This window comes from Mesorhizobium jarvisii (assembly GCF_003601985.1).
Taxonomy (GTDB): domain Bacteria; phylum Pseudomonadota; class Alphaproteobacteria; order Rhizobiales; family Rhizobiaceae; genus Mesorhizobium; species Mesorhizobium jarvisii.
Window position 1 is genome coordinate 23,315 of sequence record NZ_QZXA01000005.1, and the last position, 25,266, is coordinate 48,580.

The following is a 25,266-nucleotide window of genomic DNA, read 5'->3' on the forward strand; positions in this document are numbered from 1 at the left end:
ATGAAGTCGATCTGGATCAAACGCGTCGGGCTTGCGCTCCTTGCCGTTGCGGTCGTCGCCGGCTTTGGTTGGGCTTTGCGCACGCGGCCGGCGTTGGTGGATTTGGCCGAAGTGACCGCAGCGCCGATGCGAGTCACGGTCCGTGAGGAAGGTATGACGCGCGTGCGCGACGTCTACACGGTATCGGCGCCGATTGCCGGTCATCTGACGCGCACGGTGGTGAACGAAGGCGACTTGGTGAGAGCGAACAATACCGTTGTTGCCGCCATCCATCCGCTCGACCCGCCACTGATCGACCGGCGCGCGGAAGCCGAACTGCTTGCCAGCCGAGACGCGGCGCGCGCTGGTGTCGGTGTTGCCGAGATCGACTTGCAGCGTGCGCAATCGGCATTGAAGCTGGCGGAGGACGAATTGGCTCGGACAATCAAATTGTTCGGGTCCGGTTTTGTCTCGGAGAGCGCCTTGCAGAGGCTCACCAACGAAGTCGACCTGCAAAAAGCCGCTGTCGACGCGGCGAAAGCGGTCATAGGACTCAGAAATGCGGAACTTGCGAACGCCGAGGCCCGCCTGTTGCAGCCCGATCCGGCAGACCCGACCGGTGAAAGCTGCTGCGTCAATCTTCTGGCTCCCATCGACGGAAACGTTCTCTCCGTCATGGCGAGGAGCGAACAAGCCGTGACGGCCGGCGCCAAGATCGCCGAAATCGGCAACGTCCACGATCTGGAGATCGCTGTCGACCTGCTGTCGAGTGACGCGGTGCGCATCGCCCCTGGGACAAAGGCTGAGATCAGTGACTGGGGCGGGGATCATGCTTTGCATGCGAGAGTGAGACGCGTCGATCCGGCCGCATTCACCAAGGTTTCCGCGCTCGGGATCGAGGAGCAGAGGGTTACCGTCGTTCTGGATCTGGAAGATACGGATGTCCGGCTCGGCCACGGCTATCGGGTCTTCGTCGAAATGACCGTCTGGGAGTGCGTCCGATGCATCCAGGTGCCGATCGGGGCGCTGTTCAGGAACGGCGACCGGTGGAACGTCTTCGTAGTCGATGGCGGCCGCGCCAAACAAACCGAAATTGGAATCGGGCATATGAATGACGATACTGCGGAAGTGCTGACGGGTCTGAAACCCGGCGCGAGCGTCGTCGTCCACCCGTCCGACACCCTTGTCGACGATGGCCTGGTGGAGCGACGCGACTGAAGTCCGATGCCTGGCAAAACGGTCGAATGGGTCCCTTTGTGCCGTCCCGATCGACACGCTCGACGAGGGGCGCGAATGAGGAGGAACTGCTCTGGGTCGGATCAATCCCTTGCCGCGATCCTGCACTCGCCTGGTCCTGATGCGAGTAAGAAGAAAGCCGAGGCGGTTCATTGCCAGCAAACGATCCAAGAATGCAGCCGCGACGCCTCGGTCAGACTTCATCGCGCCATCAGGATCGGCAGCGACTGCTCCTCAAGCATCGACCTGGTCACGCCACCGAAGATGCGCTCGCGCAATCGCGAATGGCCATAGGCGCCCATCACCATCAGGTCGGCTGCGATATCGATCGCGTGCTGGCGAAGAACGTCGGCGATGGAATGGTTTGAACTCGGCAGCCGGTCGATCATAACCTTCACCCTGTGTCGCGCGAGATAGGCGGCGGCATCGGCACCGGGTTCCTGACCATGGTGATATTCGTCCTCAACCGGATCGACCATGACCAGGCGCACCTGGTCGGCGCCGATCAACATTTCGAGTGATTCACGGACGGCGCGCGATGCCTCCAGGCGGGCGTCCCACGCGACCAGCACCCGTTTCGGCTTCAGTGTCGCGCGACTCCCCGAGGGAACGATCAGCAGCGGCTTCCCGGACGAAAATAAGGCGCCCTCGATCACCTTGCCTTTCAACGTCTCGCCAGCGAGCAACTCCGGCCCGATCACCGTAATGTCGGCGTAGCGTGCACGACGACCGATTCTTTCGTCAGCTCCGCCAACCTCCGGATATTCGCTGGAGACATCGGCCGAGAGCGCCCTGCCGGCGAGAAAGGCCGACACGGCAGTCACTCGCTTCTTCAGGAGCGTCTCATCGAGCTGCCGCTCCTTCAGCCAGTCTTCCGAAACGATTGCCGCATACTCTCCGACCGGCGGCGGCGCGGCGATGGCAACAGCAAGAACGGCAAGATGGGCACCAATTTCGTCGCAAAGGTCGGCAGCGAGTTTGAGATCGTCGTCGCTCATATGCGGGCCTATAACCGCAAGGATCGTCTTGAAAGCCATGGCAGTTGCTCCTGTTCTTGGCCAAATTCCGTGACGACGATAGCCAGACCGTTCACCGCGCTCATTGCGCTGAATCAAGACCACGCGGACGCCCAGTTGATCCGGATCAACATGTCTGCGGATTTACGCGGTAGGCTCAGCCGATCAATCGGCGGATGCGCACATGAGATTTCTGATCGCAGCAGCCTTGGCGACCCTGGCCTGCGAAGCGTCCAGGTCGCAGGAGATGAGTTACGGCCAGGCAGAATATCTGAACTCCTGCGCCGTTTGTCACGGTATCGACGGCAAGGGTGACGGTCCCTTGCGCAACCTGCTGGTCAAGCGACCGGCTGACCTGACGCATCTTTCCCAACGGAATGGTGGGACGTTTCCCTATTCCAGGGTCTTTGCAACAATTGACGGTCGCTATGCCGTATCAAGCCATGGCAAACGCGAGATGCCTGTCTGGGGTCGGGTATTCCTTGAAGACGATGCCAAAACCTACGGCCCTAACGGCGGCGAGGTGGTGACCACCGAACGCATCCACAACCTGGCGGGTTACATCGCGACGCTGCAACATTAGACCCAGGCACGGTAGATCGCCGAAATGACTTGCGGCGCACGTTCGAGGCATGCACCGGCCATTATCAACGTCTCCGCCTGCCTCCCGGGCCTGGCCTAGGTAGTTTCCCGTAGGGACATAACCGAATTTCGGCGCCCGTCGATTTGCGCGATTGCTGTGCCACGGATCAACCGGGAAGACAGCCATGCAAGCCTACACCTCCTCCAGGATTTCATTGTCGTCGCATCTTGCTCAGCCGGCTCTGCCAGCGACACTCGGTTCCGGACCGGTCCAGCCGATCAGCTTCTTTCCAGCCGGTTCAGAAATCTATGCCCAGGGCGAGAAAGCTGGTGCCTTCTATCAAGTCGAATTCGGCGCCGTGCGCATCTACCGCCTGCTCGCTGACGGACGCCGGCAGATCAGCGCCTTCCATCTTGCTGGAGAGACATTCGGCTTCGAAGCCGGCGCGACGCACCACTTCTTCGCCGAAGCGATCAATGCCACCGGTGTTCGCGTTTTCCGCCTCAATGCTGGGGCTGACATGTCGCATCAGTTGCTGCCCTTGGCGCTCAAGGGGTTGACCAGAGCCCAGGAACACCTCCTCGTCCTGGGTCGCCAGAACGCCATCGAACGCGTGGCCGCCTTCCTGGTCGACATGGTGGAGCGCCAAGGCGGTCTGCGGCAGGTGGAGCTCCCGATGTCGCGCACGGACATCGGCGACTATCTCGGCCTCACCATTGAGACCGTGTCGCGGGTTTTCACCCGGCTGAAGGACAAGGGCGTGATCCGCCTGCTCAACCTGCGCAGCGTCGAAATCCTCAAGCAGGACGTGTTGCAGACCATGGGCGAATGAGCCCTCCCAAGCAGACAGCGTAACGTCAGCCTCAGATCAGGGACCCTATTGTCATGAACGATACACTTACCACCCACACGGGATTTCGCTTCGAAGTGCGTCGCGCCCGCCCTGAGGACGAGCCGACGCTGGCCGAGTTCTTCACGCATGTCACCCCGGAAGACCTGCGTTTCCGCTTTCTCGGCGCCGTGAAGGAAGTTTCGCATGAACGGCTGGCGGCGATGACGCGTTCAGACGATGCCCACATCCATAATTTCGTGGCGTTCTCGACCGACGGGATGTTGATCGCCGTTGCTACATTGGCAAGCGATCGCGCCGACCGAACCGGCGAGGTCGCGATCTGCATTCGCGCGGATCGCAAGCATCTGGGCGTTGGCTGGAACCTGCTCGCCCATATCTCGAAATATGCCGAAAAACTTGGCCTCGAAGCGATCGAGTCGATCGAGAGCCGTGAAAACCGTGCCGCGATAGAGGTCGAGCGCGACATGGGTTTCACGGTCACGACTGACCCCGACGATGCGACGCTCGTCCTGGTTCGGCGGGAACTAGGGGCGCGCGCAGCCGGTTAGAGGCCTGGTCCATCCTGATTCCACAGAGATCGCAAGATCGACATCTCCGCCGCGACAGCACGTTCTTCATCCGCTGGAACGACCAGGACATCGACGCTGGAATTGGGATTGCTGACAACTTCCTCGCCTCTTCGATTTCGCTCCTCGTCGAGGCCGACTCCAAGCCAGGGCGCGGCGGCGCCGATCCTTTCCCGGACCAACGGCGCGTTTTCGCCAATGCCGGCCGTGAACACCAGCGTGTCCAGCGGGCGAAGGCCATCGGCGACGGTGGTCCATGCGCTGTATTCCAGGGCGCGAAACGAGGTCATGCATGCGGTCGCATCCTCCAGGCTGTAGATGGTTCAACGGGCGGCCGGCCCGGCAGGGCGCAAGGGACCTCTCGCTTACTGTCGAGAAGCCGGGCTTCTTGTCGCTGGCCGCACTTCCGCAGGCATCTGCCCTCGGCATATCCTTGTCTGGCCCAGACCAGCATCTGTGGTGGCCGCAGGTCTCAGAGCTACGTTGCAATCAGGTTCCAGAGACGGTCATCCTGCAATCGGCGCCGGCAGAGCGTCACAACCTGCAAAGTGTCTCGCGGACATAGGCTTCGGCGTCAGCGCACTCGCAACCCTCAATCAAATCCCTAGAATGCTTGAGCGCGGCAGGACAGTCGGCACCGCCTTCAGCCCGGGTTTCCCGATCGTCCGCCCGCAGCTTGTGTGCCAGCCTGCGCTGAGGCCGATGCGTAGGGCAGATAATACCCGTCGAGCCGCAAAGCCATCGACGGGGTTTCCAGGCGATTTGTGGGTATCCAAACGGGCCATGAACTCCAGCAGTTAGCGGCGTAACTTCGATGCGCAGTGTCTCCGAGGCAGGAAAAACAGCAACCGACCAAATTCGCCCAGCTGGCGCGTCGATTCGATCTTGTAGCCAACGTAACTCAGCTTGTGTGGTCAACGATTGGGTCGTGGAGTGCAGCGAGCCAATGGGCCATCGCGCCAAGATCTCCATCGACCCGGATCCGGCCCTGGCGTATAGCCCGGTCGCGAAAAGCTTGATACGCCGGATCGGCGGCGTAAAGCAGGTTCAGCTCGCGGGCCGTAGTGGAGCATACCTCGATCGTCACGTCGCCCCGCTCGTCCTTGTCAACGCCTATTCGGAACGCTGGCACCCCGTTCACAATGTCAAAACGAATGCCTTGAATACGCCCGTCCGGCAGTGTCGCGCCGTCGACATAGCGCTCCACGAGCGACCAATTCAGGTCGGGCGCGAGGTCTGGTCGAGCTGTGGCGGCGCACATCAATGTGCCGACCATTTCGAACCATGCCATGGTGCCGTGAGAGAATTTCGGCGAGGCGCTCACGCCAGTTGACCGCGTGCCACCGTCAGGACGATCTTGCCGCGTATATGACCGGCAGCAGCGCGCTCGTGGGCCTTGCTGGCCTCGGCCAGGGTGAAGATGCTGTCGACTCCAACGCGGATCAGGCCGCTGTCCAGAAGCGGCACAATCTCTGCAAGCTGCGCGCCGTTAGAACGGACCTGAGTCGTCGAGACGGTGACGCCTCGCCGCTTGGCTTCGTCGCTGCCGTCGAAGCCAAGCGGGAAGATGGGGTAAAGAGCGCCGCCCCGTTTCAGCGTTGGCAGGAAGCGGGCCGTCGCTGGGCCGCCGACCGCATCGACGACGAGGTCCACGTCGCCCACCACTTCCTCGGGCTTGACCTTCCCATAGTCGATGAAATCATCGGCGCCGAGGTCGCGGAGGAACGTCTCGTGGCTCCCCGACGCCACAGCAATCACTCGCGCTTCGCGCCATTTCGCTAGCTGCACCACAAGATGGCCGACTCCGCCTGCCGCGCCGTTGACCAGCACCGTCTTTCCCGCGAGCGGGACCGGCTCGTGCTGGTGCGGCTGGAGGGGATTGGGCTCGTTGTGCCCGAGGTCGATCAGAAACTGCCATGCGGTGAGCACCGACATCGGCGCGCCCGCCGCGTGAACATGGTCGATGCCGGAGGGCTTCAGAGCAAGTTCCGTCGCCGGCACTGCGACGTATTCCGCATAGGCGCTGCTCTTACCAGCCAGCCCGGCGGGGAAGCGCACCATCGCATAGACTTCGTCGCCGGCCGCGAAGCCCTGCACGTCGTCGGCGACCGCGTCGACGACACCTGAGACATCGGTGCCGGGCACGATCGGGAACGAAACTTTGGGCTGCCATTCAGCCGGGAGCATCTTATAGCCCTCGCGCAGGTACCAGTCGGGCGGGTTGAGGCCGACGGCATGAACGCGGACGAGCACCTCTCCGGATTTGAGCGCCGGTTTTGGAGCATCCTCGTAGATCAGTTGTTCAGGGCCACCGAACGCGTGCAGGCGAACCGCTTTCATTATTTTGGTCATGGGAACTCTCCACCGAGTGCATTCACAGGACGTGGACATAGAGGCTCGACTCCAAGTTGATAATTGCCGCCCGATTTGATTTAATTGTTCCATGAAGGAACAAGTCGCACTGGATCGGCTGACGGGTTTGATTGCTTTCGCCCGGGCCGGATCGTTAGGGAGCTTCACGGCGGCTGCTCGCTCGCTTGGAATTTCCCCGTCCGCTGTCAGCAAGAGTGTCCAGCGCCTCGAACAGCAACTGGGCGTTTCCTTGTTTACCCGGACTACCCGGTCCCTCACGCTGACGCCCGAGGGCCGGGAGCTGCATGAGCGGGCTGTAAGGCTGTTGCGTGACGCGGAGGAGATCGAACAGGTCGCCAAAGCCGTTCGCGCTGAGCCGACCGGCACATTGCGGATTGCAGTGTCGCTGCCGATCGGGCTCCATCTGGTCGCGCCCGCCTTGCCCGCCTTCCGCAAGGTTCACCCAAAGGTGAGCATCGACCTTCGAATTGACGACCGGCTGGTCGACATCGTCGAACAGGGCATTGATATCGCGGTTCGCATCGGAGAACTCGCGGACTCTCGTTTGTTGTCCCGCCGGCTTTCCCCGTTGCGGCTTTGCGCGTACGCCGCGCCTGCCTATCTGGCGGCGCGGGGCACGCCGACGCATCCGGACGAATTGGCAGCACACGACACGGTCAATCTCAGGTATCAGAGCAGCGGCCAGGCCTTCCGCTGGCCCTTTCGGATTGGCGAGCGCGAAATCGAGATTGTGCCAACGTCAAGCATCATCGTCGACGCCAGCGAAGCGGTGATGGCAACCCTGGTCGCCGGCGGCGGTATCGGCATCAGCGCAACTTTCGTCGCCGCCCCTTACGTCGCGCGGGGTGAACTGGCCTTAGTACTCGGCGACTTTGCCGTTGAGCGCGACAACATCACCGCGCTGTGGCCGTCGAGTAGGCGAACCAACCCGGCCGTGCGGGCCTTCCTCGAGCATCTGAGCGAGACTGCACGGGTCAGTCTTGCGGTGTAGCCGGCAATCACGCCATGGTGGGCGAGCTCATCCAAATCGCTGAGACGATCCCAGATCCTGCGATGGAAATCCAGGTCCATGCCGATTTGGGACGAGGAACTGTTTTGCAGCGGAAGTGACGGGCTTCGGCCCGGCCAACAACCTGCCCGCAAGGCCACAAGAGCGCCGAGGATCTCGGCAAAAATGAAGCCTGGGAGGTCGATCATTTCACCCCAAAGGCAGAGATTTACGCGAAAACACTCTATTCAAGATCGAAGAATTAAGCGTAACCCACTGATTTGTAATCAGTTGGTGGGCCCGGAGGGTCGTCGCTTTCTACCGGAAATCAATATGTTAGCGGATGGTTCGCCAACCCATTTCCTTCGTATTCTCTCGTATGGTCTGGCGAACCTAAGGACGATGAACGCGACTAATTACAGGCTTCGAGATATCGCCGATTTAGCCGCAGGTCGCCAGGAACTCCCTTGTAGTGAATGACCGAAATGGGGCCGCAGGCAGACTGTCTGCTTTGTCACGGATGAAGCGCAAAGCGGTCGCGCAACTCACGACCCAACGGTCCGAACGGTGACAGGTCTTATCGCGGCGGGAGGGCTGTCCGTTTCAAGAAGCGGCCGACCCTCGATAGACGCAGGAGCGCCAGAGTGCCCAGACGTATCTGCGCATGTTGTCGAGATGCCATGATCGCTGCGCGATGGGCTTCTTGTTGTTCCAGGTAGCATGCCAGTGCAAGGTCATAACGGGATAACCGAATGTCGCCGGGGGGCTGTTCTACCGTTGACGATCTCCTGGATCGAATGGGCCAATCGGAAAGGCTGGGGCCAAGCATAGCGTTTCCCTTGCGAAGTGTTGATTTGAGAGCCTCTCCTATGGCCGTGAGGGATGCGTACGAAGAACTGTGATTGGTTCGTGAAAAGCGTCTGTCCAGCCAGATTGCAGTTGAAGTCGCACCAGGTCCGGGGAACAATCGAGTGTCCAACATGGCTTGCGAACGGTGGCGCAAACACAACTTCTGTTATTCGGCGGCTTCACTCTTGCTGGAGGCGAGCTTGCCAATGCAGCGCTGAGCCGCAAAACGCGTGGTTTGGTGACTTATCTCGCACTCAATCCTGGACAGTCCCATTCGCGCGAGAAACTCGCCGCGCTTCTATGGGGCGATACTGGGGAGCCGCAGGCGCGGATGAACCTTAGACAGGCTCTGTCGGCGGTCAGGAAGGCGTTGCCATCGGTCGACGGCCGACGCCTTTTGGCACACGGCGACAATGTCACCCTCAAGCTCGACGATCTTGAGATCGATGTGGCACGGTTCGAGCGCCTAGCGTCAGGTATAGCCCTCGAGCAGCTTGAGCAAGCCGTCGTTGTCTATCGCGGTGACTTGCTCGATGGCTTCGCCCTGAAGGAAGAACCGTTCAACGACTGGCTCAGGGTGGAACGTGAGAGATTGAGGACGATTTGGATCGGCGTTCTGGAAAAACTTCTCCATCACTATTCGGTCGAGAACAATCTGGCCGCATATGTCCAGGCAGCGAGGCGCTTGATCGGGTCTGATCCTCTTAGGGAAGACATCCACCGAGGCCTCATGCAAATCTACGCCCGCCAAGGCCGACTGAACATGTCACTGAGGCAGTATGCCCAATGCCGCGAGGTCCTTCGCAAGCACCTCCAGGTGGAACCGGAGAAGGAGACGCGTGAGCTGAACGACAGGCTCCGTGCTAGCCGTTTCGTACCGTCCAAACCGAGCCTAACACCGTGCTTAAGTTATGAGGGAAATCCAGTCGATAACCCGGTGCCAGCCTCGCTGCGCCCAGAAACACACTATGTAAAGTCGGGCGGGGTCAGCGTTGCCTATCAGGTAACCGGCGGGGGGCCGTTCGACCTCGTCTACGTACAGGGCTGGGTTTCCAACCTCGACTATGCCTGGGAATCTCCTCGGCTTACGCATGTGCTGCGGCGGCTTGGGTCATTTTGCCGGCTGGTCCGCATCGACAAGCGAGGCACTGGGCTTTCCGATCGCAACGTGGGCTTTCCAACGATGCAGGAGCGGGCGGACGATTTGCGGGCGGTACTCGATGCAATCGGATCGCGACGGACAGTCTTATTCGGCAGTTCCGAAGGGGGCGTCCTATGCATGCTCTTTGCGGCGACCTATCCCGAACGAACCGAGGCACTCATTCTTCACGGTGCTTATGCTCAAGGACTTTGGTCACCGGACTATCCTTGGGCAAAGACTAGAGAGGACATGGAAGAAGAACTGGCCGAGATCGAACGCAAGTGGGGAGAGCCTTGGGATTTGGGAAGAGGAGCGCCGAGCTTGGCGAACGATACGCACGAGCAACAATGGTTTGCAGCCTATCTGAGGAATTCGGCGTCTCCTTCCGACGCGATCGCACTATGGCGCTGGGGCGCCGAAGTCGATGTCCGTAGTATCCTCCACGCGATTCACGTGCCTACTCTGATACTCCACAGGAAAGGCGATCGATGGGTCAAGGTCGAAGAAGCGCTTTACCTGTCCGAGCGCATTGTTGGCGCCACGCTGATCGAGCTCCCGGGCGATGACCACCTGATCTGGGGCGCCGATTCGGACCGCCTCGTCGACACAATCCAACACTACCTCACCCGTACGTTTCCTTCGAAGGCCGGATAGAGCCGAAGGCTGAACTGTATTCCACCCGCTCATTGACATGGATCATGACGATCAGTTTCGGGAGGATCATTGAAGACCAGCGAAGAACTATGCTGAGTGATGCGCGGCGGCGCGGTGGGCCTCATCGGAAGCACTCACATCCCGGCAGAAGAAAATGCAAACCCGGTTGCTGGCCACGTCACCATTTAGGCCCGTGGCGAAGCTAATCTCTGCCCGCGTTCATGGGGCGCTTGGCTAACCGACGGCTGTCGGGCCACAAGCGAAATGTCAGTTCGCAATGTCAGATTGCCGCTAATCTCTCGGCGCCGGTGAAGTTTCCACCTTTGCCGGAAATGAACCCCGGCGGTCCTTGGTCCCTGGCGTCGCCAATCGGGACCGGTGATCCAAACGTCCCGGAGCAGCGTAGAATCAACAGATCTAGCCAGTTAGTGGAGATTGGGACGATGCAAGGGACAATCGCATTCCTTTGTGCCGTGTTTCTCGGGTCGGCGGCACAAGCCGACGCATTCTCGGACAGCCGCGGCATATGGATGCGAGACGACGGCAACGCCAAGGTCTCAATCGCGCCTTGTGGACAGCAATTGTGCGCGACCAATCTGTGGGTCGGCGACACCAGCAAGGGTGAACAGGCGGGCGACAAGCTGATCATGACGCTAAGACCGGCGTCACAAGGCACGCTGGCCGGAAAGGCTTACGACCCCAAGCGAAACCGTACCTATTCAATGACGTTGACGGTGAAGAAAGGGGGCCTCACCACGCGGGGCTGCATAGGCGCAGGCTTGATTTGCAAGAACGTGCGCTGGACCCCGGCAAAATGATCTGCGAGACGGAATGAGCCGACAAGCCCAAGCTCCCACCATTGTGTTGTTCCGGCGCGACCTGCGCATTGGTGACAACGCCGCGCTCGCGGCGGCAGCCGATCGCGGCGCTCCCGTCGTGGCGCTCTATATCCTGGACGAGACAACCAAAGGTCTAAGGGCCATGGGAGCGGCCAGCCGCTGGTGGCTCCATCACTCGCTCGCGGCCCTTGGCGATCTGCTTCGCAAGGCTGGAGCGAATCTATTTCTGGCACATGGACGCACCGAAGACGCCGTCGCCAAGGCGATCGACGCCAGCGGCGCGAATTGCGTGTTCTGGAACAGGCGTTACGACCCCTCGGAGGCGGGGGTCGATGCCAGGCTGAAAGCCGCCCTGCGCGAAAAGGGGCTCACGGCACTCAGCTTCGATGGCGCGCTCCTGCATGAACCTTCGCTCCTCAAGACTGGCTCCGGCGGCTTCTACAAAGTCTATACGCCATTTTGGAAGGCGATGGCGTACAAGGTCGATGTTCGCGATCCGATCGATACCCCGGGACAGATTGATGGTTGGAGGGGTGAGCTTGGCGGCTTGCGCCTGGACGAGCTTGACTTGCTGCCTAGCAAACCCGACTGGGCGTATGGCTTGCGCGAGACTTGGACACCAGGCGAAAAAGGCGCTCAGGCCAGGCTTGGTCAATTCATTGAGCACGACCTGGCCAATTATGAACGCCAACGTGACTATCCTGGCCAGCCGTCAACATCGCGACTTTCCCCGCATCTGACCTTCGGCGAGATCACGCCATTCCAGATATTCGCCGCGTTGCGCAGATCGAAAAGCTCGGGAACTTCGAAGTTTCGTGCGGAGATCGGCTGGCGGGAATTTTCATATCATATGCTGTTTCATAATCCCGATCTTTCAGTGCGCAACTTCCGGCCGGAGTTTGACGCAATGTCGTGGCGGGACGACATGCGGGCGCTTCGGACATGGCAGCGCGGCCTGACAGGGTATCCAATCGTGGATGCCGGGATGCGCGAATTGTGGCGAACGGGCTGGATGCACAACCGCGTGCGCATGATCGTGGCGTCCTTCCTCATCAAGGACCTCATGATCGACTGGCGCCACGGCGAAAAGTGGTTTTGGGACACTCTGGTCGACGCGGACGCCGCAAACAATCCGGCCAGCTGGCAGTGGGTGGCCGGATCCGGAGCTGATGCGGCGCCCTATTTTCGCATCTTCAACCCGGTGCTGCAGGGCGAAAAGTTCGACCCTCACGGCGACTACGTTCGTCAGCACGTCCCGGAAATCTCTGCATTGCCCGACCGCTATATTCATCGGCCATGGGAGGCTCCCGCTGCCGTGCTGAAGGACAAAGGCATCGTGCTCGGCAAGACCTACCCCAATCCGATCGTAGACCACGGTGCGGCACGAGAAAGGGCATTGATCGTCTATCAGTCCTTAAAGGATTGAGCCAGTGGATCAAACAACAACGGGAAGGTTTTCATGATGCGGTATGCCGTCGCCTACACAACCACTCTGATCGCTTTCCTGGCCATTGACGCGGTATGGCTCACGACGATGTCGCAGCGCCTTTACCGCCGCTATGTCGGGGACATACTGGTTGACGTATTCAACCCTGTTCCTGCTGCGGCATTCTACCTGATCTATGTCGTGGGTCTCATAATCTTCGCAACGTCGCCGGCTTTTTCGAGCGGCAAATGGACAACGGCCGCGCTGAATGGCGCGCTCTATGGTTTCTTCACCTACGCGACCTACGATCTGACCAACCAAGCCACGATCCGCGGCTGGCCGACGATCATCACTGTGGCGGATATCTGCTGGGGTTCGCTGCTCAGCGCGGTTGCGGCCACTGTGGGCTTCCTGGTGACTCGCTACTATCTGCGCGGCGCCTGATCGCCAGGCTGTTGCGGGGCCGGCACAGCACCCGACAACAGCCAGCCGATGAAGACGATCAACGTCGCGGCGCTCAAGGCATTCAAGCCGGCCATGGCGCTGTTATCGGCGGCCGTGTAACCGGCCAGCGGCTCGCCGAAAAAGCGATGCGGGATGAAATAGGCCATCGCACTAAGCCCCACCACAAAGAGCCCGATCGCCCGCTCCGACGGCCTAAACAGCGCGGCACCGATCAGCGCGCAGGGAACCAGGAAAATCTCCACGCCCGATCCAACGCCGAACGCCTTGGTGCTCACGATCTCGTTGGCGATGCCAGTCAGCGGCAGCAGGACGCGGGCGGCCAGCGCATGCCGTTTGGCAACAGCCGGAACAGCCAGAAAGATCGGCGTTGACATGAACGTGAGAAACGAAGGAGCTATCTTGTCGGCGCCGACCGCCGCCCAAAGGTACAGCGGGTAGAACGGCTGGTTCCAGGCAACGACCAGTGCAATCCAGTTGGCCGCGCTGGTCAAGGGGTCGGGATGCGCCGCGTAACCGGCGACCCGGCGCCATAGCCGTGCAAGTCCTTCCATGTTACCAGGCCGGCCGCAGCAGATAGTGGCTGACGCCCCATTCCCTGCCCTGATCGTGACCGAACAGACCTTCGGTGGCCATATAGAACAGCCGCCAGCGCCGGCGCCAAAGCGCCGCATCCCGCCCGTAGACATCGGCAAGGATCTCGCCGATGCGCTTGTAATTGTCATCGAAGCGCGAAAGCCATTGCTGCGCGGTGCGCGCATAGTGCATGCCGTTCCAACGCCAGTCGCGTTCGATGGCGAAACAGTCCGCAAAGTGACCGATCAGCCCGTGACTCGGCATGATGCCGCCGGTGAAGAAATGCCGTCCGATCCAGTCGGCGTCGTCGCGATGATCGAAGCGGTAGGGACTGTGGCGGTGGCTGAAGACATGGACGAATAGCCTGCCTTCGGGCTCCAGCCAGCTTCGGATACGGGCAAGCAGGTCGCGCCAGTTGGACATATGCTCGAACATCTCGACCGACACGATGCGGTCGAAGCGCTCTCGCGGCTCGAAGCCGTTCATGTCGGCGGTGATGACCTCGACATTGCGCAGCCCGCGCGCCGCCGCTTCCGCTTCGATATGCATGCGCTGCGGCGTCGAATTCGACATCGCCACGATGCGGGCGGCCGGAAAACGCTTAGCCATGTACAGCGTCAGCGAACCCCAGCCGCAGCCAAGTTCGAGAATGGATTGGCCATCGCGAAGGCCGGCATGTTCGACAGTCTGCTCCAGCGCCGCGATCTCGGCCTCGGCCAAGGTCTCGTCCCCATTCGGATAGAGGCAGCAGGAGTATTTCCGATTGGGACCGAGCGTCAGCGCGAAGAATTCGGGCGGAAGTTCGTAGTGCTGCTCGTTTGCGGCTTGCGCGTGCTCGGCGATGGAATAGTCCGCCATGGCACAAGCAAACCGCTTCGCGTCGACCGACCCCGCCTTGGCAAGCCGCCGGCGCGTTTTTCCTACCAGGACGCCGATACCAAAGCGTGTGGCGGTATCGGGAATCGGCGTGCTCTCGACGGCACGGATTGCGGATGAGATCAGGCTCACTGTCATGTCCCTTCCCGGGTTGTTGCCGCCATCGGCACGCCCGGCCAGAACGCGTTTACGCGCTCCTGATAACGGCGGAACTGTACCCCACGCGAGCGCAGCATGTGTGCCTCCAATGGCGGGATGCCGGAGACATGGACCAGCAGCCAGTACATCATTATGGGGCCCGCAAGTGCGGCGAAGCCCCATGGATAGGCCGAGGGGGAGCCTATCGCGAAGGCGATGTATGCCAGCCAGCCCAGCCATTCGAAGAAGTAATTGGGATGCCTGGATAGGCGCCACAGGCCGACATCGCAGACCTTGCCCTTGTTGCGAGGATCGCCTCGAAAAGCATTCAGTTGCCTGTCCGCCAGCGCCTCGCCACCAATCGCCACCACCCAGATCGCAACTCCGATCCAGTCGCCGGGCCCCAGCCCCGGAGCCGGCTTGTGGGCGGCAGCCATGATCGACATTGCAAGCAGGAAAGCCGCGGCCGCCTGGACCTGAAGGAACCAGAACAGCCGGCTTGAGGAACTGGCGCCCCATTGCTGCTTGAGCTGGCGATAGCGCGGATCGTCGCGGCTGTCGCCCATCGTCCTGCCAGCGATGTGAACGCCGAGCCGCAGCGACCAGACCAGCGCCAAAAGCGCGACCAGCCATCGCCTATGATCGTTGTCGCCTTCAACAAATGGGACGAGCGCCAGGAAGGCACCGATGATGCCGACGGCGAAAGACCAGATCGCATCGACCCAGCCGGAGCTGCCAGTCCGTATCGCGACCAGCCAAGCCACCGCCATGGTGGCACAAAGAGCGACCGCCGCTAGAACGATAGCCGAGACGACGCTCATTGCCGGACCTCAGCCGCCGAACAGAGGCTGGATCAGCCTGCCGAAGAAGCCGCTCAGTTTCATCTGCCCTTCGAGCGCGGCAATGCAGATACATTCGCCGTCCTTGTCGACGATCGGCTGATGTTGAACGTCGTCATCGGCCTCGTCGAGATCCCCCGGGCCATAGCGGCCGCGCGCGTCCGAGAAGGCCCCTTTCAGTATGTGGGTGTATTCATAGCCCGCATGCGTGTGCTCCGGCAGCTTGCGGCCGGCCACGACCTTCAGCAGCATGACGTTGGCGCTGTCGTCATCAGGCAGCGTCACGCGGCTCCAGCGCACGCCCGGCCCGATCCAGCGCCATGGCCCGATGCCACAGTCGTCAAGCACCTCAGGCAAGCGGATGCCCACATCGGCGCGCGGAAGCCTCTGAGCCGGCGCGGCCTTGCCGCGACCGGCCTCACCGGTGTCGATCATCGCCATCACATGATCGAGGGCCCCAGCTTCCATGTCCTCCGGCTCGATATCGTGCAGAAGGGAGCCCCCAAGCGCTTCGAATCCGGCAATGCGCTCGGCGCAAGCCGTGCAGGCACCGACATGGACGGCCACGACGATGCGCGGCCCGGATTCGAGCGAGCCGTTGGCATAACGGAAGAGCGTCTCATCACTCGGATGATGCTTGATCATTTGAGATCGTCCAGGATTTGGCGCAGCCGGCCAAGGGCCAGCCGCACGCGTGATTTGACGGTGCCGAGGGGGATGCCGATCGCGTCGGCGATCTCGGATTGCGTTACCTCGCCAAAGAATGACATTTTCAGGATATCGGCCTGTTCCCGCGGCAGAAGATCGAGCGCCTCCCGCACCCGGTCCTCGCGCTCCACCGCGATGATCGCCTGCTCGCCCGAAACCGGCGCATCAGGCTGATCGGACGGATCAAAGGCTTCGGCAATGACCGCCGGCCGGCTTTCGCGGCGCAGCCGGTCGATGCGCGCGTTGCGGGCGATGGTGAAGATCCAGGTCGACACCCCGGCACGCGCGGGATCGAAATACGATGCCTTTTTCCAGACAAGCAGCATGGTTTCTTGCACGACGTCCTCCGCGGCGGACGGCGTCATCCCCGAACGCTTCAGGAAAGCCTTCAGCCGCGGCGCGTAGAAGCCGAACAGTGCCGCGAATGCCACTCGATCGCGGTTCGCCGCGACTGCCGCCATCAAACGGGTCGCTTCCGGCGCCGACAGGCTCCCCTCGTCGCGTATGGTCACCGCCAATCCGCTCTCCGCGAGATCGAAAGCAAGAAGCGCTTTGTCGGCAATGAAATGATGTCCTGCATTCATAAGCCCTGTTACGCGCGGCAATCCCTTTCGGATCACTGGCCGCGCAACGATTGCTGCACACGGTGATCCACAGCCCGCACCGCTGCGTAGAAATTAAACCTAGGGGAGGACGTCAGTCCCTTCCATAGCAAATCGGAGGGCACGAATGACGATCGGCGGCTATTTCGAAGCGGACAAGCCGATGGACATCGCCATCGTCGGCAGCGGCATCTCCGGCCTGTCCGCAGCATGGCTGCTTTCAACGCGCCACAAGGTTTCGCTATTCGAGGCGGACCGGCGGCTCGGCGGCCACAGCAATACCGTCGATGTCGGCGGCACACAGGTCGACACCGGTTTCATCGTCTATAACGAAGTAACCTATCCCAACCTGACGGCGCTGTTTTCGCATCTCGGCGTGCGCACTAAGGCGTCGGACATGTCGTTTGCCGTCTCGCTCGACGGCGGACGATTTGAGTATTCGGGAACCGGATTGGGCGGGCTGCTCGCACAGCCGTCCAATGTCGGTAGGCTGCGTTTTTGGCAAATGCTGAAGGAATTGCTGCGCTTCTATCGAGAGGCCCCCCACGACATCGCGCGTATCGGCGAGATCAGCTTGGCCGAATATCTCGATGCCAGGGGCTACGGTGCCGCATTCCGCGAGGATCATCTCTATCCTATGGCGGCAGCCATATGGTCGACTCCGGCGCTTGATGTCGGCAACTATCCAGCGACCGCCTTCATCCGGTTCTGCCAGAACCATGGCCTGCTGAAGCTGGCAGGCCGGCCAACCTGGCGCACAGTCGATGGCGGCAGCCGCAAATATGTCGAGCAACTGGCGAGGAGCGTCGCCGGCCGTTCATATGCCGGGCGCGGCGTGCGCTTGATTTCCAGGCGCGGGGGCGCGGCTTGGCTTACCGACTGCGAAGGCGTCGAGCACCGCTTCGACCACGTCGTTATCGCCACCCATGCCGACCAGGCGCTGCGCATTCTTGACGATCCGAGCCACGACGAGACGCGGCTGCTCGGCAGTTTTGGCTACAGCCGCAACGAGGCGGTGCTGCATGCAGATGCGCGCCTGATGCCGCGGCGTAAGCGCGCCTGGTCGAGTTGGAACTATTTGACACAGGGCCAGGGTGAAACCCGAAAACTGTCTGTTTCGTACTGGATGAACAGGCTTCAATCGTTGCCCGATGACCAGCAGCTCTTCGTCACCCTCAATCCTGTCGTGGAACCGGCGGCCAATACCGTTCTGCATCGCGAGACCTATGAACATCCGGCTTTCGACGCCGCAGCGATGCGCGCGCAGCAAAGGCTGTGGTCGCTGCAGGGCAGTCGAAGAACCTGGTTCTGCGGCTCCTATTTCGGCGCCGGCTTCCACGAGGACGGCCTGCAGGCCGGGCTTGCGGTGGCTGAGGCGCTTGGCGGTGTACGCCGGCCCTGGAGCGTCGCGAATGAGTCAGCGCGCATTCACATCATCGACGCCGTGGCGCGGCGCAACCTCGAGGCGGCGTGATGCCGGAGCTGAAATCGGCCCTCTACGCTGGCAAAGTGATGCACCAGCGGCTGAAGCCGCGGCGGCACCGCCTTTCCTACCGCATTTTCTTCCTTCTGCTCGACCTCGACGAGATCGATGCGATGAGCAAGCGGCTTCGCCTGTTGTCACACAACCGGTTTAATCTGTTTGGCTTCGCTGACACGGATCACGGCGATGGCTCGGGCGGATCGCTGAAAGCCTATGTCGAAGATATGCTTGAGACGGCAGGGATCGAGACGGATGCGGGGCCAATCCGACTGCTCTCGATGCCGCGCACGCTCGGCTACGCTTTCAATCCGATCAGCATCTATTTCTGCCATAACCGGCAGGGCGACCTCGTCGCGATCCTCTACGAAGTCAACAACACCTTTGGGCAGCGCCACAGCTACCTGATCCCTGTCGGCGAGCGGCACGACGAGACTGTCAGGCAACATTGCGACAAGCGCTTCTACGTTTCGCCTTTCATGGCCATGGGATTGAACTATCGCTTCCGCATCGGCCTCCCCGGCGAAAACGTCGCGATACACATCACTGCCAGCGACGACCAAGGGCCGCTGATGGTGGCAAGCTTCGCCGGCAAGCGGCGGGCGCTGAGCGATGCCAGTCTGCTGCGCGCATTCATCTCGTATCCTCTGCTGACACTCAAGGTGACCGCCGGCATCCATTGGGAGGCGCTGCGGCTCTGGGCAAAGGGCATTCGGCTTCAGGAGCGCCCTGCCCCGCCCGACAACTCCATCACCCGCGTCGCCATGCATGGACGTTTACAGAGAAAGGCCGAGCCTGATGTCATTTGACACTGAGACAAGGGCAAAGGTCGATCTATGGTGCGGCATTTTCCTCGTTGCCAGGGAACGGACTGTAGAACAAAACAAGACCGGGCTGCCGTCGGAATGAAGGGTAGGACATTGAGTGGCGTTGTTGCCGGATCCGCGGAGGCCAAGGGCCTTCCCACAACACACAATCCACGACCGGTTGGAGTCAGGCCTCATGACCGCATCGAAGCGCCTCTATGACGACGACACCGAAATGTACCGGCTGTTCGAGAACGAACTCTTCGTCACCGTAGTTGGTGACGTCATGGATACGATCGGGCTGCGGCATCAGTTCCTTCCGCCCGTGTTCAAGCCGGTGGACGAGAAGACACGGCTTTTGCGGCCGGTACCGCCGATCTGCTCAATCGTCAGGTCCTCGGCGGTCAAATTGCCAATCTGATCGTCATCGCTGCCCCACGCACGCTTGGTGAACTTCGCAAGCATTACCACCAGAAAGGTTCGGCCGTGCTGGTAGGCGAGATCCCAAAGGATCTTACGAGGCGTTCAGCACAAGAGATAGAAAATGTAGTGCCGCCACCTAGTTAGCCGCGGCCTGCAGCCGGAGCCACGATATTGACGTCAGGTCCATGCATGACAGTCGCATGGACGAGCAAGTCGCCATGAACAGAGCCGCCATCGAAATCGCCTTGCACGGTCGGCGTCTATTTGGGCCGCCCAAGCCACTCAAACCGCAGCATAGAACATCGTCAGCTCGTCGCTGCCGATCGCTTGAAAACGATGGTGACCCTGGTCCCTTCAGTGGCGCTGGATTTGACTTCGAATTGCGCTTTGGCGTTCTCGGTCAAGGAGCGCGCGATGAGAGCACCGAGCTTGCCGGGCTTCGGCCATGTCTCGCCCTCCGGCAAACCAACCCCGTCATCGGCGATGGTGATGCGGCATCCGTCGCCATCGACCACGCTGTGAAGCGTTATCGTGCCGCCTTCTCGTCCCTTGAAGCCGTGTTTGAGCGCATTGGTCAGCAATTCGTTCACAACCAGCCCCGTGGGCATCGCAACGTTAATCGACACGGGATAGGTATCCACCTTCATGTCCAGGCGTATGCCTTCCACCGCATGCGAAGCCATTACCGCCGATGCTATCTGGCTGAGATAGATACCAAGATCGACCTCATCCTTCTGCTCGTCGTTCGACAGCGCCTGGTAGAGTATCGCAAGAGCGTCGACGCGGCCGGCCAACCTCTCGAACCGTTTCTGGTCGGGCTCCGCCGCATTGCGGGTCTCCAGCCGGATGAGTGCGGTGATCATCTGGAGATTGTTTTTTACCCTGTGCTGCAGTTCCCGCAGCAATGTATCCTTTTCCCGGACACGCTCCTCTACCGAGGGCGCCTCCTCGCCGTGAGAGGATACGTCCACCAAGGCGACCAGCCGGAAACAAGTCTTGCCATCATCGTCCACAATCAAATTTGAGTAGGCGTCAACGACTGCCGGTCCCCCGACGCCGCGCTCCAGCCGGAAAGTGCCGACGAAATCCGTTTCATTGATAACGCTCTCGGCCAGCGCCCTGTCCTTCTGCTCACGGATCCCAGTCCCGGACAGCGCTGCCCAGTTTTTTCGCGCCAGACTGGCGGCCTTCAGGCCGGAGAGTTTTTCGAATTCCGGATTGGCATAAACGACGCGCTCCGTTTCGATCAGGTCTGAAACGGCGATCGCAATAGGCACCTGATCGAGGAATTTCTTGAACTGTTCGCTCTCCAGCGCGGTCGCGAGTTCGGGCGTATCGAGCAGTTGCTCGACCGCCTCGGGCTTCCCTGTATCCGATATCATTTTACGCCTACGCTGTAAGGAAAGGTCATCAGTATCAGCGATTGAGCATATAGGCCACCACCGAAGCGGAGCGCCACCTTGCTGAGGTCAGTAGGCGGGGACAAGCCTCGTGTCGCGTAGCGGCAAGGCCATTGCGAACCGCAGACCGTCAGGATGATAGTTCAACTCAACCTTGGCTTGGCACTGCACGGCGACGACTTTCTCCAGCAACGTCGTACCGAAGCCGCGCCGTCTTGGTTGCTCGACCTTCGGCCCGCCCTTTTCAAGCCAATCCAGATTGAGCATTCGCTCTCCTTCCGAATTGCTCACCGACCACCGGACTTCTAGACGCCCTGTGGGGCGGGACAACGCGCCATATTTCGATGAGTTGGACGCGAGTTCATGAAACGCCATCCCGATCGGGATCGCGATATCGGCGACCAGCGCGACGTTCGGCCCTTCGAGCACTACGCGCGACTTGTCGGTCGTATCGTAGTGGCGCAGTTCCGACTCCAGCAGCTTGTGCAAGGAAGCCATCTGCCAATAGTCATCGGTGAGCATCGAATGCGTGTCGGCGAGCGAGACGATCCTGGCAGAGAAATCGCGCACGAAATCATCCACGCTACCACTCGATTTGGCGGTTGCCCCCATCATCGCCCGGACATTTGCGAGCGTGTTTTTGACGCGGTGATGGAGTTCCCTGATCAGCAGCTTTTGCCGGTCGGCGACCTCTTGCTTCTGTTCGATATATGACTTGACCTCGAGTTGACGGGCGCGGGCTCGCAAAGCCGAGCGCACCGAATTTGCAAGACTCGACGCCAGGAAAGGCCTCTCGAGAACGATCAGATAGCGATCCAGAAAGGCGAGTCGCTTGTCGATCTCCGTTCCTCGCATCGTCAGTAACACGATCGGAAAATCCGACCACGTCGGTTGATGATTGAGCCACGATGCAAACTGATTTCGATTGGAACTGATCAAGGCTTCTTCTGTAACCAAAAGGCAGTGAGCTTGGTCCAACAGCGGAACTGCTTCGTCGAGCGTGGCGCAGATGTGGGACTTGATGTCGTTCTCCGTGAGGATTGCAGACGCGACCTTCGCGTCGCGCCCGACCGGCGCCAGCACGAGCACACTGCGGTCTGAAGGCATCACGATGACTTGTCTTGCAGCAGGTTGCCTTGCTTACCCTCGTAGGTGGGCACGCCAGTCAGTATCCCTCGGAACTCCTCTAGTGGTTCGCCGACGGCCAGGCCGGTCGCGCTTATCTTGAATTCGCGAATGGTGTCCTCATGCGGCCCGACGCGTTTTTTGACCACGGAAATAGCTCGTCTCAGACGGCCGCCGCTTTCGAAGAAACGCAGCAGCATTACGGAATCGCAGAGATAGGTCATGTCGACGGGGGCTGACATCTGACCGATCAGCCCATGATTGGCCAACAGCAGGATCGTCACAACGCCCTTTTGATTAAGGTATGTCAGGATCTCGTGCATCTGCAGCACAAGATGCTGCTCCTCCGACATGGCATTGAGATACCCGGTCAGGCTGTCGATGACGACGATCCTTGCACTTGAGCGCTCCACAGCCGACTGGATGCGCGACGACAATTCACCAGGCGACAATTCTGCCGGATCCACCTGTTCCAGCAGCAAACTTCCATTGACGGCGAATGGCCCCAGATCCATGCCGAGGCCAGACGCGCGCGCCAGGAAAATCCGCTTGGTTTCATCGAACAGAAGCACCAGCACATGTTCGCCGCGCTTGAGAGCAGCATGGCAATAGCTGCATGCAATGGTCGACTTGCCGACACCAGATGGTCCCATCAGGAGAGTGCTGGTGCCGCGGTCCAGCCCGCCACCCACGAGCGTGTCGACAGATCCATTACCGGTTGCCGGCGTTCCATGCTCGGCCATCTCATGTTCTGAGGCAACCAAGCGCGGAAACACCATCACGCCGCCCGGTCTAATGACGAAGTCGTGGAAGCCGCCGCGAATTTGAACGCCGCGCATCTTGATGATGCGCAGCCGCCGCCGCTCTCCGCCATAGATCGGTGAAAGCTGTTCCATCCGGATGACGCCATGACTGATCGAATGCAGGTTTAGATCGTCATGTTCAGCGGTGAGATCGTCGAGCAGAAGCACCGTTGCATTGTTGAGCAGGAAAAAGCTTTTCAAAGCCAGGACCTGCCGCCGATAGCGTAACGAGCCCTGCGACAAGAGGCGAATTTCCGACAGGGAATCGAACACCACGCGATCCGGCTTCATGCGCTCGATCTCGGCGAGCGCGGACTGCACGGTCTCACCGAGTTCAAGATCGGACGAATGAACCAGAGTCTGTAACTGCGATGGGTCGAGGCTCAACTCCGGTGGCACCAGCTCGAGGATTTCGATGCCGTCAAGAGAAAATCCATGCCGTTCCGCGACTGAGTGCAGTTCACGCTTGCTCTCGGACAGCGTTATATAGAGGCATTTCTCGCCATCCGACGCGCCTTTGATCAGAAACTGCAGACCAAGTGTGGTCTTACCTGAACCAGGCCTGCCCTCTACAAGATGTGAACGGAATTTTGCGTATCCGCCTCGCAGGACATAGTCGAGGCCTTCCACGCCAGATGATATTGGTGAAGCGTCGTCTTGATCCACGTTGCCCCGCTTGCTTTTCGTGAACACCTCAACGGATAGAATTTTCAATGGTTCCCTCTTGAAGTGAGGCTCTCACGGCCATTCCAACGACGTCGTGTCGGGGCTGTCGCGAAGCGCCGCCGCAGATTTCGGCCGCCCTGACCGCAGTGATGGCTGAGGGAACCTCGTACTCGCGACGCCGTTGTGCCTCACCAATGAGGTCGGGCGCTTGAGCGAACCAGTCCCAGACATCGAGCGCCGGCCCTTCGGGCGTTCTCCGCAAGGCAAGAACAGGCTCATCGTGGGGATGCTCGTTGCATGCCTCGTTCTCGGCTTCGGCGTGCTCGCCGAGGAGGTCCTGGAAGGCGATACGACCAAATTTGATCTGGCGATCATGTCGACCCTGCGTGGGGCCGATCAGGCCTACCCGATCGGTCCGCCATGGCTTCAGGAAGCGGCCAGAGATGTGACCTCGATCGGCAGCGTGGTGTTTCTTGGCTTCGTGTTGATGGCAGGGGTTGCCTATCTGCTTCTTGTCCACAAGCGGGCTCTGGCCATTTGGATGGCAGTGGCGGTGGCCGGCGGGGAACTGCTCGGCACGATCCTCAAGCTAAGCTTCAACCGCCCCAGGCCGGAGATTCCTCATGTCACGCGGGTGTTCACTGCAAGTTTCCCGAGTGGCCATGCTATGCTTTCGGCGATCACGTTTCTGACCGTGGGCGCCCTTCTTTCACACGCAAATCAGGATTTCCGCCTCAAAGTGTATTTCATGGCCCTCGCCGTCTTTCTGACGCTGGCCGTTGGCGTAAGCAGGGTCTATCTCGCGGTCCACTATCCGACGGATGTCTTGGCCGGATGGTGCATTGGTTCTGGCTGGGCGATCCTGTGTTGGATGGTCGCTTTATGGTTTCAGGAATGGCCGGAGCGGAGACTGAAGACTTGAAGGTTGTGGCGCTCATCAACAAAAGTGCCGGCGCCGTGGCGCGCAAGGGCGACATCGAGCGAGCCGTGCGGGATGGGTTCGCCGAACGTGGCGTCGAGGCCGATGTGCGACTGGTGGAAGGGCGAGAGATTGGAGAGCTCTCTCAGCGCTTCGTTGCCGAAAACAAGTCGAGGTCCGGCCATGGATCGATATTGGTGGTGGGCGGTGGCGACGGCACTCTCGGCAGCGCGGCCTCGGCGCTGGCGGGGACGGATGTGGTGCTTGGCGTCCTTCCGCTCGGCACATTGAACCACTTTGCCAAGGATTTGGGTGTGCCGCTCGACCTGACGGCGGCGATCGATACAATCGCGACCGGCAAGCCTGTCACTGTCGATGTCGCCGAGGTCAACGGCCGAGTCTTTCTCAACAATTCATCGATTGGGATCTATCCGTTCTTTGTTGCAAAGCGTTCAACCGAACAGCGCCGCCGCGGGTTCGGCAAGCTTGCCGCCATCGGACCCGCCCTGATGAGAACGTTGAGATCCGCCTCGTGGCAGGCTGTCCACGTCGCTGCCCAAGGCACCCGCGAGAGGCTACGGACGCCTTGCGTGTTCGTCGGCAACAATTTCTACGACATCGCCGATCTTGGCCATCGCCGCAGCCTCTCGTCAAAGGAACTCTGCGTTTACGTCGTTAAGCAGCAGTCGTGGTTTGGGCTGGCATTGCTTCCGTTCAAAATCGCGTTCGGCATGATCGACGCGACCCGAGATCTTGAAATTTATCGCGCCAACTCGCTGCAAATCACATCGCATCGCCACGCCATGCTGGTTTCTCTGGACGGCGAAGCCGTCAGCATGGACACGCCCCTGAATTTTCAGGTTCGGCCGGCGGCCCTGAAAGTCATCGCACCAGCCAGAACGAACAAAACCGGCGACCGTAGCTGAAAGCGGAGAACTTC

Annotated in this window: 27 protein-coding genes; 15 read left to right on the forward strand and 12 right to left on the reverse strand. The window is 60.5% G+C overall.

The window, feature by feature from the left end:
- Positions 1 to 1,197: an efflux RND transporter periplasmic adaptor subunit gene (locus tag D3242_RS13590; protein WP_064982162.1), complete on the forward strand. Its 1,197-nt coding sequence runs from the start codon at positions 1 to 3 to the stop codon at positions 1,195 to 1,197.
- A gap of 218 nt (positions 1,198 to 1,415) precedes the next feature.
- Here D3242_RS13590 and D3242_RS13595 read toward each other — a convergent pair whose 3' ends face one another.
- Entirely contained in the window at positions 1,416 to 2,252 is an 837-nt protein-coding gene (locus D3242_RS13595; RefSeq protein ID WP_064982164.1) for a universal stress protein, read from the reverse strand.
- Positions 2,253 to 2,415: 163 nt separating this feature from the next.
- Between D3242_RS13595 and D3242_RS13600 the strand changes: the two genes are divergently transcribed.
- The 3 genes from D3242_RS13600 to D3242_RS13610 all read left to right on the forward strand — a co-directional run bounded on the left by D3242_RS13600 (position 2,416) and on the right by D3242_RS13610 (position 4,215).
- Positions 2,416 to 2,814: a c-type cytochrome gene (locus D3242_RS13600; protein WP_019859890.1), complete on the forward strand. Its 399-nt coding sequence runs from the start codon at positions 2,416 to 2,418 to the stop codon at positions 2,812 to 2,814.
- A 184-nt stretch (positions 2,815 to 2,998) separates the two neighbouring features.
- Complete coding sequence (locus D3242_RS13605) at positions 2,999 to 3,646, forward strand: helix-turn-helix domain-containing protein (RefSeq protein ID WP_019859891.1); 648 nt, start codon at positions 2,999 to 3,001, stop codon at positions 3,644 to 3,646.
- 53 nt (positions 3,647 to 3,699) lie between these two features.
- Entirely contained in the window at positions 3,700 to 4,215 is a 516-nt protein-coding gene (locus D3242_RS13610; RefSeq protein WP_019859892.1) for a GNAT family N-acetyltransferase, read from the forward strand.
- On the opposite strand, the gene D3242_RS13615 is transcribed toward D3242_RS13610, so the two are convergent.
- The 3 genes from D3242_RS13615 to D3242_RS13625 form a co-directional block, all read right to left on the reverse strand.
- Positions 4,212 to 4,523 carry a hypothetical protein gene (locus D3242_RS13615; protein ID WP_064982165.1) on the reverse strand — a complete coding sequence of 104 codons (312 nt, stop codon included), beginning with the start codon at positions 4,521 to 4,523 and terminating at the stop codon, positions 4,212 to 4,214. The two genes, D3242_RS13610 and D3242_RS13615, sit on opposite strands and share 4 nt — an antisense overlap.
- Positions 4,524 to 5,134: 611 nt before the next feature.
- Entirely contained in the window at positions 5,135 to 5,557 is a 423-nt protein-coding gene (locus tag D3242_RS13620; RefSeq protein WP_223217886.1) for a hypothetical protein, read from the reverse strand.
- On the reverse strand, positions 5,554 to 6,585 hold the full coding sequence (locus tag D3242_RS13625) for an NADP-dependent oxidoreductase (RefSeq protein WP_032920683.1): 1,032 nt from the start codon (positions 6,583 to 6,585) through the stop codon (positions 5,554 to 5,556). The genes D3242_RS13620 and D3242_RS13625 overlap by 4 nt, the downstream gene beginning before the upstream one ends.
- Before the next feature lie 91 nt (positions 6,586 to 6,676).
- On the opposite strand from D3242_RS13625, the gene D3242_RS13630 reads away from it, so the two are divergent.
- From D3242_RS13630 to D3242_RS13650, 5 genes are all read left to right on the forward strand, one after another.
- The gene (locus tag D3242_RS13630; RefSeq protein WP_064982167.1) at positions 6,677 to 7,597 is read left to right on the forward strand and encodes a LysR family transcriptional regulator; all 921 of its coding nucleotides are present in this window, start codon (positions 6,677 to 6,679) and stop codon (positions 7,595 to 7,597) included.
- A gap of 991 nt (positions 7,598 to 8,588) precedes the next feature.
- The gene (locus D3242_RS13635) at positions 8,589 to 10,238 is read left to right on the forward strand and encodes a bifunctional AfsR/SARP family transcriptional regulator/alpha/beta hydrolase (protein WP_064982221.1); all 1,650 of its coding nucleotides are present in this window, start codon (positions 8,589 to 8,591) and stop codon (positions 10,236 to 10,238) included.
- Positions 10,239 to 10,681: 443 nt separating this feature from the next.
- Positions 10,682 to 11,056: a DUF2147 domain-containing protein gene (locus tag D3242_RS13640; RefSeq protein WP_064982223.1), complete on the forward strand. Its 375-nt coding sequence runs from the start codon at positions 10,682 to 10,684 to the stop codon at positions 11,054 to 11,056.
- Between the two features lie 13 nt (positions 11,057 to 11,069).
- The gene (locus tag D3242_RS13645) at positions 11,070 to 12,503 is read left to right on the forward strand and encodes a cryptochrome/photolyase family protein (protein ID WP_064982169.1); all 1,434 of its coding nucleotides are present in this window, start codon (positions 11,070 to 11,072) and stop codon (positions 12,501 to 12,503) included.
- A 33-nt stretch (positions 12,504 to 12,536) separates the two neighbouring features.
- Positions 12,537 to 12,947, forward strand: a complete 411-nt coding sequence (locus D3242_RS13650; RefSeq protein ID WP_019859902.1) for a DUF2177 family protein — start codon at positions 12,537 to 12,539, stop codon at positions 12,945 to 12,947.
- Here the strand turns inward: D3242_RS13650 and D3242_RS13655 are convergent.
- The 5 genes from D3242_RS13655 to D3242_RS13675 form a co-directional block, all read right to left on the reverse strand.
- Complete coding sequence (locus tag D3242_RS13655) at positions 12,929 to 13,459, reverse strand: hypothetical protein (protein ID WP_223217885.1); 531 nt, start codon at positions 13,457 to 13,459, stop codon at positions 12,929 to 12,931. The two genes, D3242_RS13650 and D3242_RS13655, sit on opposite strands and share 19 nt — an antisense overlap.
- Before the next feature lie 61 nt (positions 13,460 to 13,520).
- On the reverse strand, positions 13,521 to 14,549 hold the full coding sequence (locus tag D3242_RS13660) for an SAM-dependent methyltransferase (RefSeq protein ID WP_064982174.1): 1,029 nt from the start codon (positions 14,547 to 14,549) through the stop codon (positions 13,521 to 13,523).
- A gap of 2 nt (positions 14,550 to 14,551) precedes the next feature.
- Positions 14,552 to 15,376 (reverse strand): DUF1295 domain-containing protein, encoded by an 825-nt coding sequence (locus D3242_RS13665; RefSeq protein ID WP_064982175.1) that lies wholly within the window; start codon positions 15,374 to 15,376, stop codon positions 14,552 to 14,554.
- 9 nt (positions 15,377 to 15,385) lie between these two features.
- Complete coding sequence (locus D3242_RS13670) at positions 15,386 to 16,039, reverse strand: ChrR family anti-sigma-E factor (RefSeq protein WP_038648739.1); 654 nt, start codon at positions 16,037 to 16,039, stop codon at positions 15,386 to 15,388.
- Positions 16,036 to 16,686 (reverse strand): sigma-70 family RNA polymerase sigma factor, encoded by a 651-nt coding sequence (locus tag D3242_RS13675; RefSeq protein ID WP_120145501.1) that lies wholly within the window; start codon positions 16,684 to 16,686, stop codon positions 16,036 to 16,038. Before D3242_RS13675 ends, D3242_RS13670 begins: the two co-directional genes overlap by 4 nt.
- Before the next feature lie 145 nt (positions 16,687 to 16,831).
- Between D3242_RS13675 and D3242_RS13680 the strand changes: the two genes are divergently transcribed.
- The 4 genes from D3242_RS13680 (at position 16,832) to D3242_RS13695 (ending at position 19,557) form a co-directional block, all read left to right on the forward strand.
- Positions 16,832 to 18,178 (forward strand): NAD(P)/FAD-dependent oxidoreductase, encoded by a 1,347-nt coding sequence (locus tag D3242_RS13680; protein ID WP_019859911.1) that lies wholly within the window; start codon positions 16,832 to 16,834, stop codon positions 18,176 to 18,178.
- Positions 18,175 to 18,993, forward strand: a complete 819-nt coding sequence (locus D3242_RS13685) for a DUF1365 domain-containing protein (protein ID WP_081295960.1) — start codon at positions 18,175 to 18,177, stop codon at positions 18,991 to 18,993. The genes D3242_RS13680 and D3242_RS13685 overlap by 4 nt, the downstream gene beginning before the upstream one ends.
- A 193-nt stretch (positions 18,994 to 19,186) precedes the next feature.
- Complete coding sequence (locus D3242_RS13690; RefSeq protein WP_064982177.1) at positions 19,187 to 19,411, forward strand: hypothetical protein; 225 nt, start codon at positions 19,187 to 19,189, stop codon at positions 19,409 to 19,411.
- Entirely contained in the window at positions 19,369 to 19,557 is a 189-nt protein-coding gene (locus tag D3242_RS13695; protein ID WP_081295961.1) for a baeRF12 domain-containing protein, read from the forward strand. Before D3242_RS13690 ends, D3242_RS13695 begins: the two co-directional genes overlap by 43 nt.
- Positions 19,558 to 19,718: 161 nt before the next feature.
- Here the strand turns inward: D3242_RS13695 and D3242_RS13700 are convergent, their stop codons facing one another.
- The 3 genes from D3242_RS13700 to D3242_RS13710 all read right to left on the reverse strand — a co-directional run bounded on the left by D3242_RS13700 (position 19,719) and on the right by D3242_RS13710 (position 23,407).
- The gene (locus D3242_RS13700; protein WP_064982178.1) at positions 19,719 to 20,795 is read right to left on the reverse strand and encodes a histidine kinase dimerization/phosphoacceptor domain -containing protein; all 1,077 of its coding nucleotides are present in this window, start codon (positions 20,793 to 20,795) and stop codon (positions 19,719 to 19,721) included.
- An 87-nt stretch (positions 20,796 to 20,882) separates the two neighbouring features.
- Positions 20,883 to 21,923 carry a sensor histidine kinase gene (locus tag D3242_RS13705; protein ID WP_081295962.1) on the reverse strand — a complete coding sequence of 347 codons (1,041 nt, stop codon included), beginning with the start codon at positions 21,921 to 21,923 and terminating at the stop codon, positions 20,883 to 20,885.
- The gene (locus tag D3242_RS13710) at positions 21,920 to 23,407 is read right to left on the reverse strand and encodes an ATPase domain-containing protein (protein WP_032921249.1); all 1,488 of its coding nucleotides are present in this window, start codon (positions 23,405 to 23,407) and stop codon (positions 21,920 to 21,922) included. The genes D3242_RS13705 and D3242_RS13710 overlap by 4 nt, the downstream gene beginning before the upstream one ends.
- Positions 23,408 to 23,615: 208 nt before the next feature.
- Between D3242_RS13710 and D3242_RS13715 the strand changes: the two genes are divergently transcribed.
- Together D3242_RS13715 and D3242_RS13720 are read left to right on the forward strand one after the other, a co-directional pair.
- Positions 23,616 to 24,329, forward strand: a complete 714-nt coding sequence (locus D3242_RS13715; RefSeq protein WP_019859920.1) for a phosphatase PAP2 family protein — start codon at positions 23,616 to 23,618, stop codon at positions 24,327 to 24,329.
- A gap of 5 nt (positions 24,330 to 24,334) precedes the next feature.
- The gene (locus D3242_RS13720; RefSeq protein ID WP_223217925.1) at positions 24,335 to 25,252 is read left to right on the forward strand and encodes a diacylglycerol/lipid kinase family protein; all 918 of its coding nucleotides are present in this window, start codon (positions 24,335 to 24,337) and stop codon (positions 25,250 to 25,252) included.
- Positions 25,253 to 25,266 lie beyond the last annotated feature (14 nt).

Bases quoted from the DNA above. Each gene is read 5' to 3' on its own strand.
- D3242_RS13610 (WP_019859892.1), top strand. From the start codon at position 3,700: ATGAACGATACACTTACCACCCACACGGGATTTCGCTTCGAAGTGCGT.
- D3242_RS13595 (WP_064982164.1), bottom strand. From the start codon at position 2,252: ATGGCTTTCAAGACGATCCTTGCGGTTATAGGCCCGCATATGAGCGAC.
- D3242_RS13680 (WP_019859911.1), top strand. From the start codon at position 16,832: ATGACGATCGGCGGCTATTTCGAAGCGGACAAGCCGATGGACATCGCC.
- D3242_RS13650 (WP_019859902.1), top strand. From the start codon at position 12,537: ATGATGCGGTATGCCGTCGCCTACACAACCACTCTGATCGCTTTCCTG.
- D3242_RS13625 (WP_032920683.1), bottom strand. From the start codon at position 6,585: ATGACCAAAATAATGAAAGCGGTTCGCCTGCACGCGTTCGGTGGCCCT.
- D3242_RS13700 (WP_064982178.1), bottom strand. From the start codon at position 20,795: ATGATATCGGATACAGGGAAGCCCGAGGCGGTCGAGCAACTGCTCGAT.
- D3242_RS13645 (WP_064982169.1), top strand. From the start codon at position 11,070: ATGAGCCGACAAGCCCAAGCTCCCACCATTGTGTTGTTCCGGCGCGAC.
- D3242_RS13640 (WP_064982223.1), top strand. From the start codon at position 10,682: ATGCAAGGGACAATCGCATTCCTTTGTGCCGTGTTTCTCGGGTCGGCG.
- D3242_RS13670 (WP_038648739.1), bottom strand. From the start codon at position 16,039: ATGATCAAGCATCATCCGAGTGATGAGACGCTCTTCCGTTATGCCAAC.
- D3242_RS13615 (WP_064982165.1), bottom strand. From the start codon at position 4,523: ATGACCTCGTTTCGCGCCCTGGAATACAGCGCATGGACCACCGTCGCC.
- D3242_RS13630 (WP_064982167.1), top strand. From the start codon at position 6,677: ATGAAGGAACAAGTCGCACTGGATCGGCTGACGGGTTTGATTGCTTTC.
- D3242_RS13675 (WP_120145501.1), bottom strand. From the start codon at position 16,686: ATGAATGCAGGACATCATTTCATTGCCGACAAAGCGCTTCTTGCTTTC.
- D3242_RS13600 (WP_019859890.1), top strand. From the start codon at position 2,416: ATGAGATTTCTGATCGCAGCAGCCTTGGCGACCCTGGCCTGCGAAGCG.
- D3242_RS13690 (WP_064982177.1), top strand. From the start codon at position 19,187: ATGACCGCATCGAAGCGCCTCTATGACGACGACACCGAAATGTACCGG.
- D3242_RS13590 (WP_064982162.1), top strand. From the start codon at position 1: ATGAAGTCGATCTGGATCAAACGCGTCGGGCTTGCGCTCCTTGCCGTT.
- D3242_RS13665 (WP_064982175.1), bottom strand. From the start codon at position 15,376: ATGAGCGTCGTCTCGGCTATCGTTCTAGCGGCGGTCGCTCTTTGTGCC.
- D3242_RS13605 (WP_019859891.1), top strand. From the start codon at position 2,999: ATGCAAGCCTACACCTCCTCCAGGATTTCATTGTCGTCGCATCTTGCT.